Annotated in this window: 9 protein-coding genes; 2 read left to right on the forward strand and 7 right to left on the reverse strand. The window is 33.4% G+C overall.

What is annotated here, in order from left to right; all coding sequences use genetic code 11:
* Positions 1-221 precede the first annotated feature (221 nt).
* Together gyrA and GKZ88_RS02580 are read left to right on the forward strand one after the other, a co-directional pair.
* Positions 222-2,867: a DNA gyrase subunit A gene (gene gyrA, locus GKZ88_RS02575; protein ID WP_155100834.1), complete on the forward strand. Its 2,646-nt coding sequence runs from the start codon at positions 222-224 to the stop codon at positions 2,865-2,867.
* Positions 2,868-2,910: 43 nt separating this feature from the next.
* Positions 2,911-4,179, forward strand: a complete 1,269-nt coding sequence (locus tag GKZ88_RS02580) for a tetratricopeptide repeat protein (protein ID WP_155100835.1) — start codon at positions 2,911-2,913, stop codon at positions 4,177-4,179.
* A 71-nt stretch (positions 4,180-4,250) separates the two neighbouring features.
* Here GKZ88_RS02580 and GKZ88_RS02585 read toward each other — a convergent pair whose 3' ends face one another.
* The 7 genes from GKZ88_RS02585 to GKZ88_RS02615 form a co-directional block, all read right to left on the reverse strand.
* The gene (locus GKZ88_RS02585; protein WP_155100836.1) at positions 4,251-4,670 is read right to left on the reverse strand and encodes an OsmC family protein; all 420 of its coding nucleotides are present in this window, start codon (positions 4,668-4,670) and stop codon (positions 4,251-4,253) included.
* Between the two features lie 188 nt (positions 4,671-4,858).
* Positions 4,859-6,853 (reverse strand): DUF349 domain-containing protein, encoded by a 1,995-nt coding sequence (locus GKZ88_RS02590; RefSeq protein ID WP_155100837.1) that lies wholly within the window; start codon positions 6,851-6,853, stop codon positions 4,859-4,861.
* A 247-nt stretch (positions 6,854-7,100) separates the two neighbouring features.
* Positions 7,101-7,856, reverse strand: coding sequence for a lipid A phosphoethanolamine transferase (locus GKZ88_RS02595; protein ID WP_155100838.1), 756 nt, complete (start codon positions 7,854-7,856; stop codon positions 7,101-7,103).
* 68 nt (positions 7,857-7,924) lie between these two features.
* The gene (locus tag GKZ88_RS02600) at positions 7,925-8,674 is read right to left on the reverse strand and encodes a shikimate dehydrogenase (RefSeq protein WP_133525648.1); all 750 of its coding nucleotides are present in this window, start codon (positions 8,672-8,674) and stop codon (positions 7,925-7,927) included.
* Between the two features lie 2 nt (positions 8,675-8,676).
* Entirely contained in the window at positions 8,677-10,071 is a 1,395-nt protein-coding gene (locus tag GKZ88_RS02605) for a tetratricopeptide repeat protein (protein ID WP_155100839.1), read from the reverse strand.
* 273 nt (positions 10,072-10,344) lie between these two features.
* Positions 10,345-11,538 (reverse strand): aspartate aminotransferase family protein, encoded by a 1,194-nt coding sequence (locus tag GKZ88_RS02610; RefSeq protein WP_155100840.1) that lies wholly within the window; start codon positions 11,536-11,538, stop codon positions 10,345-10,347.
* A gap of 97 nt (positions 11,539-11,635) precedes the next feature.
* The gene (locus GKZ88_RS02615; RefSeq protein WP_155100841.1) at positions 11,636-13,279 is read right to left on the reverse strand and encodes an OstA-like protein; all 1,644 of its coding nucleotides are present in this window, start codon (positions 13,277-13,279) and stop codon (positions 11,636-11,638) included.
* Between the last annotated feature and the right edge of the window lie 219 nt (positions 13,280-13,498).

Consider the following 13,498-nt stretch of genomic DNA (forward strand, 5'->3'; position numbering starts at 1 on the left):
GTTGAAAAACAAAAATCATACCCATTGATATCTGCTGTCAGCTAATTGACAAAAAAAATAACAATAAAAGAGTTAAAAAACGCTTAATTTATTAACTAAAAGACAAAATAAAGTTGTTAATAAATCATTGAAATAAGTGTAAGGAAATAGCTGAAAAAATTTCAAAAAAACGTATCTTGGCACGCTTTGAAACTAATATAATTATTTAAACATAACAACTTATGTCTGAAGGAGAAAAGTTAATTCCTATTAACATTGAGGATGAAATGAAATCAGCTTACATCGATTATTCGATGTCAGTAATCGTATCGAGAGCACTTCCGGATGTTAGAGATGGCTTAAAACCAGTGCACCGAAGAGTTCTTTATGGAATGTATGATTTAGGTGTAACTTCAAGATCTGCCCACAAAAAATCTGCAAGAATCGTAGGAGAGGTTCTGGGTAAGTATCACCCACACGGAGATACTTCAGTTTATGATGCAATGGTTCGTATGGCTCAAGAATGGAGTATGCGTTATTTATTAGTTGATGGTCAAGGTAACTTTGGTTCTGTTGATGGCGATAGTCCTGCAGCAATGCGTTATACTGAGGCCAGAATGCGTAAAATATCTGAGGATATTATGGCAGACATCGAAAAAGAAACAGTTGATTTTCAATTGAACTTTGATGATACTTTATATGAGCCAAAAGTAATGCCAACAAGAGTTCCTACTTTGTTAGTAAATGGAGCAACCGGTATTGCAGTTGGTATGGCGACAAATATGCCACCTCACAATTTAACGGAAGTTATCAATGGTACATTAGCATATCTAGATAATAACGATATTGAAATAGACGAATTAATTACGCATGTAAAAGCTCCAGATTTTCCAACTGGAGGTGTAATATATGGATACGAAGGTGTTCGTGAAGCTTTCAAAACAGGAAGAGGCCGTATTGTAATGCGTGCAAAAGTTGGTTTTGAAGAAGTTGACGGTAGAGAATGTATCATTGTTACTGAGATTCCTTATCAGGTTAACAAAGCCGAAATGATCAAACGTACGGCAGATTTAGTTAACGATAAAAAAATCGAAGGTATTGCCAATATCCGTGACGAGTCGGATAGAAATGGTATGCGTATCGTTTATATCTTAAAACGTGATGCAACGCCAAACGTAGTTTTAAATACCTTATATAAATTCACTTCATTACAATCTTCTTTCAGTGTAAACAATATTGCATTGGTAAAAGGCCGCCCACAAATGTTGAATCTGAAAGATATGATTCACTATTTTATTGAGCACCGTCATGATGTTGTGGTAAGAAGAACGCAGTTTGAATTGCGTAAAGCGGAAGAAAGAGCTCATATTTTAGAAGGTTTAATTATTGCTTCTGATAATATTGATGAAGTAATTGCGTTAATCAGAGGGTCTAAAAATACAGATGAAGCAAGAGAAAAATTAATCGAAAGATTTAAGTTATCAGATATTCAAGCTCGTGCGATTGTTGAGATGCGTCTACGTCAGTTAACTGGACTGGAGCAGGATAAATTAAGAGCTGAGTTTGAAGAATTAATGAAGTTAATCGAGCATTTGAAAGCTTTATTAGCAGATGTTAATTTAAGAACAGATTTGATTAAAGAAGAATTAATTGAAATTCGCGATAAATATGGCGATGCTCGTCGTTCTCAAATTGAATATTCTGGTGGAGATGTAAGTATAGAAGACTTAATTGCTGATGAAAATGTGGTAATTACGATTTCTCATGCAGGTTATATCAAACGTACAAACTTAACAGAATATAAAACTCAAAATAGAGGTGGAGTTGGGCAAAAAAGTGCTGGAACAAGAGATCAGGATTTCCTTGAACATATGTTCGTTGCAACTAACCATCAATATATGATGTTCTTTACACAAAAAGGAAAATGTTTCTGGATGCGTGTTTATGAAATTCCGGAAGGAAGCAAAACGGCAAAAGGTAGAGCAATTCAAAACTTAGTGAACATTGAAAGTGATGATAAAGTAAAAGCTTTCATTTGTACACAAGATTTAAAAGATAAGGATTATATCAACAGTCATAACCTTGTAATGGTTACCAAACAAGGCCAGGTTAAGAAAACTTCTTTAGAGAAATATTCTAAACCTCGTGTAAATGGTGTTGCTGCAATTACAATTAAAGAAGGTGATGAGTTACTTGGGGCGCAATTAACTGACGGAGAAAGCCAAATCATTCTGGCAGTTAAATCTGGTAAGTTAGTTCGTTTTGAAGAAACTAAAACGCGTCCGATGGGAAGAACAGCTTCTGGAGTTCGCGGTATTACTTTAAAAGATGATACTGATGAAGTAATTGGTATGGTAACTGTTGGTAAAAATGATGTTAACGATTCTCAAATTTTGGTTGTAACTGAAAACGGATACGGTAAACGTACTAAATTAGTTGACGAAGATGGAGAAGATGTTTACAGAATTACAAACCGTGGAGGTAAAGGGGTTAAAACGCTTAATATTACGGAAAAAACAGGTAAGTTGATTTCAATCAGCGCTGTAACAGATGCTGATGATTTAATGATTATCAACAAATCAGGATTGACAATCAGAATGGCGATTGAGGATTTACGTGTTATGGGACGTGCTACTCAAGGTGTTAGATTAATCAATTTAAAAGGGAAAGATTCTATCGCGGCAGTGACAAAAGTTATGAAAGATGATGCCGAAGAAGTTGTTGTTGACGAAGATGGAAATGTTGTTGAGTCTGCAATCGAAAGAGTTAAGCCAGATCTTGATGAAGTTCTTGAAGATGACGGAACAGCAGATGATGACGATGATGACGCTAATGATGTAGTTGAAGACGAAGAAGAGGAATCTGATGAGGAGGAATCTGAAGAATAATAAAAAAAAAGGAAATTAAAATTAAATACACAAATTGAACATTATGAAAAGTAAATATGTATTACTTGCTTCAGCATTATTGATTTCAGCAGCAACTTTTGCTCAGAAAGATCAAATCAAAAGTGCTGAAAAAGCGCTAAAAAGCGGCGACGCACAAGGAGCAATTGCAATATTGAAAGATGCTGAAAACTTAGTAACAAATGCTAAAGATGTTGAACAAGCACAATACTATTTTGTAAAAGGTAATGCTTTCTTAGATTTAGCAAATAAAAAAGTTGACGAAAGCAAAAACTTGACTGCTGCAGCTGAAAGCTACAAAACACTGATTGATGTTGAAAAAACATCTGGAAAACAGAAGTATTCAACTCAAGCTGCTGCTTCAATTACTGAGATTAAAGGAAAATTAATCAATTCAGCTATTGCTGACTCTCAGGCTAATAAGCATACAGAAAGTGCTAAAAAATTGTACGATGCTTATTTATTAGATAAAAACGATACAATTAATTTATACTATGCAGCTTCTACCGCTGTAAATGCGCAGGATTATGATGCTGCATTGCCAATGTATGAAGAATTGAAAAAATTAAATTATTCTGGAAAAGGAACTCTTTTTACTGCAGTAAACAAGATTTCTGGAAGCGAAGATGGTTTTAGTAATGCAAAAGACAGAGATTTAGCTGTAAAATTAGGAACTCACGAAAAACCTAAAACGGAAGCAGTTCCTTCTAAAAGAGGTGAGATTTACAAAAACTTAGCTTTAATTTTAGTTCAAAAAGGAAAAACTGAAGAAGCTAAAAAAGCAATTGCTGATGCAAGAAAAACAAATCCAGATGATAGTTCTTTGATTCTTACTGAAGCTAATTTATATCTAGAAACTAAAGATTTTGAAACTTACAAAAAATTAGTAAACGAAGCTTTAGAAAAAGATCCAACTAATGCTGATTTGATTTTTAACTTAGGAGTTATCAGTGCTGGTGCAAAAAATAATGTTGACGCTGAGAAATACTATACAAAAGCAATCGAAATTAAACCTGATTATGTAAATGCTTATATTAATCTTGCTGCTTTAAAATTAGAAGCTGAAAAACCAATCATTGACGAAATGAATAAGTTAGGTACTTCAGCGAAAGATATGAAGCGTTATGATGTATTAAAAGCACAAAGAGAAGGTGTTTTCAAAAGCGTAATTCCTTACCTTAAAAAAGCTAACGAATTAGATCCACAAAACGAAGATGTTAAAAAAACATTGCTAGGGGTTTACAGTGCTCTTGAAATGACTGCTGAAGCTAAAGCTTTAAAAGCTAAAGGATAATAAAAATTCTGAATTCATAAAAAAAACCATCCGTCTTGGCGGATGGTTTTTTTTATGCAATAAAGTCTCAATTAACTTTCTAAAGTTACATTCAGTGTTATTGTGGTATTTAGAAGCTTTGAAATTGGACAAATTTCCTTTGCTTTTGCAGCTGCTGCGTTAAATTCTTCTGAAGAAATTGAAGGAACTTTTCCTTTTAGTTCCAAGTGAATTAATGTTATTGTTCCATCTTCAAAAGTTACAGTCGCTTCTGTAGTTAAATTATCAGCTGTAAAACCTCCTTCATTCAGCAAAAAACTTAATTGCATCGTAAAACAGCCTGAATGCGCTGCTGCAATAAGTTCCTCAGGATTTGTTCCTACGCCATCAGCAAATCTTGTTTTAAAGGATAACTGTGCATTGTCTAAAGTTGTACTTTGTGTACTTATCGTTCCTTTTCCTTCCATCCCGGTTCCTTGCCAGTTGGCGTGCGCTTTTCTAGTAAATTTCATTATTTAAGTATTTTGAGTTAATAAAACATTTTTAAAGTGTTGATTGTCAATTACAATCAATCTATCAAATATAAGCATTATTTTGAAGTATTGTTTTATCAATTTGTTACCAGAAAGTGAAATGCAAAAAAAAAAGAGGTGTAATGAATTATTTCATTACACCTCTTGTATTTATTTAAAATCGAGTTTTACTCTTGGTTTAAATTGCGAAGCTGCTTTAACTTGTCTTTCCATACATCAAGACTTTCCTTGTGAATTGCAATGTTTTTACGGACTTCAAGAACAATTGAATTTTCTTTTTTAGCGTTTTTAGTATTTGTAAAAAACTGAATGTTATTTTCTAATTGGAAAATTTCATTTTGAACTTCTTCAATTTTACGCATTATAAAGATTTTCTCATTGTCTAGTTTACGTGTATCGTTGCTTTCCGATAAAGTGTCAAGACGGTTTGAAAAACGCATCATTTCGCTTTCTTTTTTGCTTAAACTTAATTTTTCAAAAAGAGCATCCAGAATTTTGTTGAATTTCCCTTCAATATGACGTCTTGAAAAAGGAACTTTACCGTAGCTTTTCCAGATTTCAATATGCTGTTTTATAGCGTCTAAGTCGGTTTTATGATCGCCCGTAAGCTGATAGGCTCTCAAGATGTCCAAATACGCTTTTTTGTTGTCAAAAGCAGTTACTTCGTCTTGGTTTTCTTCAGATTTATGCTCTTTTAATTTGTCAAAATAATGGTTGCAGGCGTCTTTAAATTCTTTCCAGATTTTATCTGAATATTTTTTAGGAACATGACCAATTTGTTTCCACTCTTCCTGAATTTGCTTCATAATTGGAGTAGTGCTGCTAAAATCAGTGCTTTCTTGTAATTCTTTAGCTTTTGCAACCAAAGCCATTTTTTTATTTAAATTGTCGTTTTGGTCTTTTTTAATGTCTTTGTAAAACGAGTTTTTAAATGAATTAAAGTTTCTTACTGCTGTTTTAAAAGCAGACCAAGTTTCTTCATTTACTTCTGAAGGTACTTTTCCAGCTGCAAAAAACTCATTTCTAAGTGCTTCTACTTTTTGAATTTGTACAAGCCATTGCGAATGAGAATTTACTTTTTCGGTTCCTAAAACTTCAATTTTGCCAATGATTTCTTTTTTGATTTCAAGATTCTGCTGTTCATTAGCTCTTTGGCTTTCAAACAATATTTCTCTTTTGTCATGTATTTTTTTGGTCAGTTCGCTAAATTTATTCCAGATAACATCACGATGTTCTTTAGAAACTGGTCCAATATCTTCTTTCCAGATTCTGTGCAAATCCTGCAATTCACGGAAAGCTTTACTGATATCAGTTTCATTGGCTAATTCTTCAACGCGTGTGATGATTTTTTGTTTTTGTTCCAAATTATATTTGAAATCTAAATCCCTCGCTTCACGGTCTAAATGCAGATAATCATAAAAATTCTCTACATGAAAATGATAATTATTCCAAACGTGATTGTATTTGTCTTTTGGAATCGCACCAGCATTTTTCCATCTTTCTCTTAAGTCATTAAAATGTTTAAGAGTATCTTTAATATTTTCCTGCGGATTGATAAGTTCTTTTAATTCCTCAACAATAGCCAGTCTATTTTCTAAATTTGTTTTTAGATTACTCTGTAAGTGTTTAAAGTGAACGTTTCTTTTTTCTCTGAAAACATTGTAATATTCGTCAAATTTTGATTTTAAAGGAGAATGATATTCAAACTCTTCATTTGGATCTTGTTTTGAAGCGTTGAATTCTTCTCTTTTTTCTTCAATCAAGTGATTGTATTGCAGCAAAAATGACTTTTTAATTTCTTCAATATGATCTTTTACAGACATTACTTTGTCTGTTTGAATCAGCTTTCTTAATTCATCTACAAGTGCATCTAATGAAAAAGTATCGTAATCCTGCATAGGAATATCATGACGCTCTTTCAGCGTTTCATCTTCACTTTCTTCTGCATTAGAATTTGTAATGGCATCTAACGCATCTTGATGATCGTCTTCTTCGGTACCGGCTGTATTTTCTGCTATTGTTTCCGTTTCAGAAACTGGATTTTCAGCAGTTGTATCCGTACCCAATGTTTCATCAATTGCGTTTTCTTGAATAGAATCTGTAGTTTCGATTTCTAATTTTCCGTCTGCTTCTTGCAGGTTATCATTCTTTTCTTCTAACATCTTAAATGTATAAGGTTTGTACTTTAAACAGTGCGAAAGATAGTAAAGGTGTTTCTAAATACAAAATAAATCACTTGTTTATGCTTTATTTTACGATGAAATTCTTATTCTTTACTCTGTTTTGTAAGTATGATATCTTAAATTTTTACTTTTTCTTTGAATGAAACATAAATTTGAATTTCTTATAATTTTTAGAAAAAGAGATGAAAAACGATGTTGTCGATCTAAATTTATTGTATTTCTGAAATTAAAACAATATTATTAATCCCATTTCAATGCCAAAGTTATACGATTTTTCACCGCCGAATGCAACGCTGGGATGCACGTAGGCCAGATTGGTAGGTGTAATTTTTCGCCCAAATTCTAAAAATGCATTATTCTGAAAACCATCCAGAACGTAATTATATCTAAGTCCAACATCTGTTGCGAGCCAGTTTCTTCCAAAAAACCATAGAAAATTATTTTCAAGAAGCGTTACACTGACATCACTTCTGTTACTTGAACCGGCAAAACTTTGGGAATGCTCGACAGTAGCAATCCATAAAAACTGCTTATGTCTAAAATATCGCGCATAAAAACCGGCTGGAATCACAACCCATTTTCCGGTTCCAAAACTTGGATCGGCTGCTGAATTTGAAATTATTCTGGTTCTGAAAGCAAAACCATCGTCTTTCTTGAAATAGGGAATATAACTAATTCCCGCACCAACATCACCGAGCCCGGTTTGATTGATAGAATTTGAATTAGTTGAAATTAAAGGAAGGTCAAATCGAAGATTCCATGATTTATCTCCAATAGGGTGTAAGATACGTAAATTAGTAGTGTTGAAGGAACCGTTTTTTGTGTCTAAATATTCATTAAAAAGCAAAATCGTTTTTAAGAAATAATTAAAACGCGGTTCCATAAATGGACCATCTGCTTTAGCAATAATATCTCCGTCTTGTGCTTTAGCAGCAATTGAAATTAAAAAAAATATGCAGAAGTAAAGTATCGTTTTTTTCATAACTATCTACAAATGAGTAGACTAATTTACGAAAATTACTTTAACATTCTGATAGTCAGTATTTTTTTTTATTTGTTCCAGATTTTCCAAGCTTTTTCAGCTTGAAAAATTAACATATCGTATCCGTTTTTAATTATTGCGCCTCTTTCCTTAGCATTTTTTAAAAATTGCGTTTCAGCAGGGTTATAAATTAAATCGTAAGCAATATGTTTGTCAGTGAAAAACTCATAAGGAAGTTCAGGGCAAGCCTCAATATTCGGACTTGTTCCTACCGGTGTACAGTTGATTATAATTTGAAAATTATCAAAGGTCGTAGCGTTGATTAAATTATAATCGATAATATTTTCTTTGGCTTCACGCGAAACAAAAGTATACGGAATATCTAATTCTTCAAGAGCAAAAGCAACACCTTTTGAAGCACCTCCAGTTCCTAAAATCAGGGCTTTTTTATGGTGTGGCTCTAATAATGGTTTTAATGATTTTTTAAAACCGTAATAATCAGTATTGTATCCTTTTAGTTTTCCGTTTTTGGTGAATTTAATAGTGTTTACTGCACCAATTAAAGTTGCTTTTCGTGATAGTTTGTCTAAAAAAGGAATGACCTGCTCTTTATATGGAATTGTAACATTTAAACCTTTCAAATCAGGATTGTTTTTTAATAATCCAGTAAGGTGATTAATTTCAGCAATATCGAAATTCTCGTAGCTGTTGCCGGCAAAAATCTCGTTATTGAATTTTTCAGTAAAATAACCTTTTGAAAATGAGTAGCTAATATTACGGCCCAATAAGCCAAATCGCCTTTTTAAAATCCCTATCATTCTTATTTTCTATGTTTTTCGATATAATTTCTAACTGTTTTTTTTGTCCAAACAACAGGAAACAAATCTTCGATTAAGATATAATTGTCGAAGTTTAAACGCAAACCATTGCTTAAATGAAATTTTGCTTTTGTTGTATCCTGAATCATGAAATACAATCCTGCTAAACGGTATTCAATTTCATTTTCTTCTGGAAAATATTCTGTTGCCTGCAATAAAGTTTGAATGGCACTTTCAAATTCGCCTAGAAACTGAAGAATATCAGTCCAAAATAACCATGTATCTAAAGCATAATCTCCGAATTCTACAGCTTTACGGTATCCAAACTCAGCTTCTTCAAAAAAGTTCATTTGTTTGTTTATCGTTGCATAACGTTTCCAGTACAAACGATTTTGATTGTCAATTGCCAAAGCCTTGTTTACAAAAAACAGTGCTTTTTGGAAATTTTTCTGGCGAACATAAAAATCAGTGATCGCGATCCATCCTTTGTCTAAAAGCGGATCTTCATGAACGGTTTGATTGTAATACTGAAGTGCTTTTACCGCATTTCCAAGCTTTTCATAACATTTCCCGATACGCAATAATGCATATGAAGTAGCGTCATCAAGTTCGATTGTACGATTGTAGCTTTCAATTGCTTCATTGTATTTTTTAAGGCGTTCATAAGCTTTTGCTTTTTCCATAAACGCTCCTAAAAATTCATCATCAATCAGCGTTGCATAGTCAAAAGCGCGAATTGCAGCTTCATATTCTTTTACGCCATAATGAAGGCGTCCAAGCTGATGCCAGGCAATTTCACTATACGGATTTCTGTTGATGTAGTCGTTAAGATAAACAATAGCTTCCTGATTTTGATCTAAAAATTCAAAACAGTAAACTACGTTATATAAAGCCGACTGATCTTCTAAATCTTCTTCAAGACATTTGATAAAACTTTCTTTTGCCATCTCAAGATTATCCATAAACAGATATTCCATTCCAATCAAGTTGTACACGTCAGCGTAGTCATCTGTATATTGCAGGGCAATTTTTAGTAATTCTACGGCTTTCTCGTGTTGATCTCTTTTAGAACAGATATTAGCTTTTTGGATATAAATCTCTTCGTTGTTGGGTTCAATTGCGTACAACTCATTCAAAAGCTTTTCAGCGATATCGAGTTTGTCGTCATAAACCAGCATTTCTACTTGTACTAATTTTAAGCCTGTAGATTTTGGATGCTGATCTAATGCAAGTTTTAAGGCCTTTTTTGCTAAATTAGCCTTACCTATATCTAGATAATGAAGAATGATTTCCTCGAATTCTTCAGAATCAAAAAAGAGTACTTTGTTAGTTTTTAACATTGACTCAAATTTAGATAGGGATAGGTTATAATCTTCTTCTTCGTTGCTTAATTGCATACTTTCTCTATTTGAAATTAGCCTGTTATAAATTTAGGCAACCATATAATTGTTGTAAGGAAAGAGAATTAATTGTTTTGAACAATTTAATTAACAATATATGATGTTTTTTATTCTGTTTTGGGAAGAAATCTCCTTTATAATCAAGGGATCAGCTTCGTTTTTTATTCTTTTTTAATTGTAACCCAAATTTTAGCCGGTTATCAATTTGCTGTTTATTATTCTGTCTGCTGGTTCAAGAAGAAAAAAATGGCTGAAATATAACTTTAAAATCTATTCTTGGTTTCTCTTCATAATTTCGTCCATTACGGCTAAAATTATGGCACAGCCTTCTCTGATTTCCTCTTCTGAAATAGTCAATGGAGGAGTGATTCTAATTGCGCATCCTTCGAATAAAAGCCAAAATAATATCAAGCCTTTGTCCTGACAATTTAAAATGACTTCGTTGGTAATTTCAGCCGATTCTGTCATGGCAGCCAGCATTAATCCTTTTCCTCTTACTTCTGTTATCAAAGGATGTACCAAAAGTGATCTGAAGAGTTTTTCCTTCTCCAGCGTATCTGCCATTAAATTTGTTTCAGTTAATTCCTGCAAAGTAGCTAAACAGGCTGACGCAATGACAGGGTGTCCTCCAAAAGTGGTGATATGTCCTAGTTTGGGATTCTCCGTCAAAAGATCCATTTTTTCTGCCGATGCGGTAAAAGCTCCAACTGGCATTCCGCCTCCCATTCCTTTTCCCATAACGACAATATCTGGAATTACATCGTAGTTTTGAAACCCAAAAAGTTTTCCAGTTCTTCCAAAACCAGGCTGAATTTCATCTACAATCATCATGGCGCCAACTTCATCACAACGTTTGCGTACTTTTTGAAGATAATTATCCTGAGGCTGAATAAATCCAGCACCTCCTTGAATGGTTTCTAAAAGAATTGCAGCTGTTCGAGTGGTTATTTTTTGTAAATCTTCTTCGTTATTGAAAGTGATAAAATCAACATCAGGAAGTAAAGGTCTAAATGCCTGTTTACGTTCTTCAAATCCCATAACGCTCATAGAACCCATTGTGTTTCCGTGATACGCGTTGTGGCAAGAAATAAGCTGACTGCGGCCTGTAGTTCTTTTCGCCAGTTTTAAGGCTCCTTCAATCGCTTCGGTACCTGAATTGACTAAATACGTTTTGTTTAGAGATTCAGGAAGGAGTGAGGCCAATAATTTGCAATACTGTACAGCGGGACTTTGCGAATATTCTCCGTAAACCATTACATGCGAATATTTATCAAGCTGATCCTTTATAGCCTGATTTACTCGCGGATGCTGATGCCCAAGTGTACAGGCAGAAACGCCTGCTACAAAATCTAAATATTTTTTATCGTTTGTGTCGTAAATATAAGAGCCGATGGCGTGAGAAACTTCCATTCCTAAAGGATAAGGAGAAGTTTGTGCCTGATATTTTATAAAATCTGGATTCATTTTTTTTAAAGGTGCTAAGTAGCAAAGGTACTAAGGTTCTGAGGTTTTGTTTCAGGTTACTGAAAACTGTGTGACTGCGACTGAAAACTAAAAAAAACTATTTTTTCTTAGACGTAATTGCAGGTTTCACAGCCGGTTTCTTCTTATCGTAATTCAATGTCTCTTTTCTGACTTTCATCGGGACATTTTTATCTTTTTCTTCCTGATCTTTTCCTTCTTTGACTAATTTGTCATTGAGCTCATTATCTTCCTCGGTGAAAATATCATCTTTCGTTTTTATTCGTTCATCACCTCGCCAGTGCATACCTCTTAATTTTCGGGCATTTTCAGGCAAATCAGCTTCAGGAAATAAATCTCCGTCAACATTATTAAAAAGAGTAATAGTTTCAATTACATTATTTTCTATTATCAAATTTATTTTACTGCTAACACTTTTATTAATCCCAACAAGCTCGTTTTGGTCATTTCGGCTATAATAAATGACCTCGGTATTTTTTATGATATCAACGTCATGAAGCTTTCCGTCTAAAAATTTCCCAAATAAATTAAGTCCTTTTACCTGATTAAAACCAGTTCCTAACGTATCCCGCGAAATCAGAAAAGTATTGTTGAGCACTTTTAAGGAATCTATTTTCTTAGTATTATTATCGCCAATTAAGTGCATGACATCGCCAGTAATTTGACTTTCTCCATTCCATAAAATCGGATTTCCTATCAATTTAGTCAAGGCAGTTTTAGAATTAGAATGAATCGAATCGCATTTACCGCTCATATCAGTCTTGTAAAAACGAACATTTTTAAACGCTCTCAAAATTCGTTCGCCTTCTTTTCCGGTAACCATTAACTTTTGTCCGTGAATGTAAACCGAATCATTTTCGACAAAATTAACCGCTACGGCTCTTTTGGTAACAAACATAGAATCTTTAAGCTTAAAAATTTCGGCGTAATGACCTTTTACAATACCGCGATTTATGGAATCGGTTATTTTTACATTTCGCGTTGCCGATGCAAATTCGGTATTTCGATTATAATATAAACTGTCACCTTCAATACGTCGATCATCATATTTTATGTACGATTTTCTGAGGAAATGGGCTAGGTTCTTCTTCGTGTCATAAAAACCTTTTTCGGTATAAATGTAATTGGCTTTGCTTGTAATTGTCGAAGGTCCAAGTAAATAAGTGTGTCCTGAATTACTGTAATAATCTAAGTGATTTGATTTAATTACATATTTTGGATTTGTAATGGTCACTTCGGTTAAAAATTGAAACTTTTTTTCAGCCACAAAATAGCGCCCAGATTTGCTTACTAAAGTGTTGTCTTTATTGACAATTGTTCCTTTTGTGTTGTAGAAAACCTGCTGTACATTTCGGTCAAAATTAATTGTATCGGTCTGCAGCGTAGCGTCTGGCGAAGTCATCACGGCATCTCCGGTTGCAAAAGCTTTTTTTAGATTTCCGTTGTATTCAGCATATTTGCTGTTTAAGTATAAAGTATCACCTTGAACCAATTGTACATTTCCAAAAGCCTTTAAATAATTTTCTTTCTGAAAAAAATAAGCTTTGTTGCAAGTTAAAACTACTCCGTCGTGATTGATTTTTACATTTCCAGTCAATAAAATTGCGTCTGGCGCTATTTCTTGGTTGACATCAGAAAAGTCAGAGTTCTCTATAATTATTTTTTTAGTTCCTGGCTTATTTTTTGATGCCTGTGCAAAACCAAATTGCGCAGCTAGTAACATCAGACAAAAAGATATGAAAAAGAGTGATTTCTTCAATTGATTAAATTTTTGTCAAATTTATGAAAAAGGATACAACCTTATAATGTTATTAGGATTAATTTATATTTTTAGGTTCAGAGGTACAAAGGGGCAAAGTTTCAAAGTTTAAATTGATTCTTTTTACATTTTTTAATGATTTTTGAGAGCCTTCGTGCTTTTGTATGCCTGAAGCTTTAATTT

It is taken from the genome of Flavobacterium sp. LC2016-01, from assembly GCF_009711135.1.
Lineage (GTDB): Bacteria > Bacteroidota > Bacteroidia > Flavobacteriales > Flavobacteriaceae > Flavobacterium.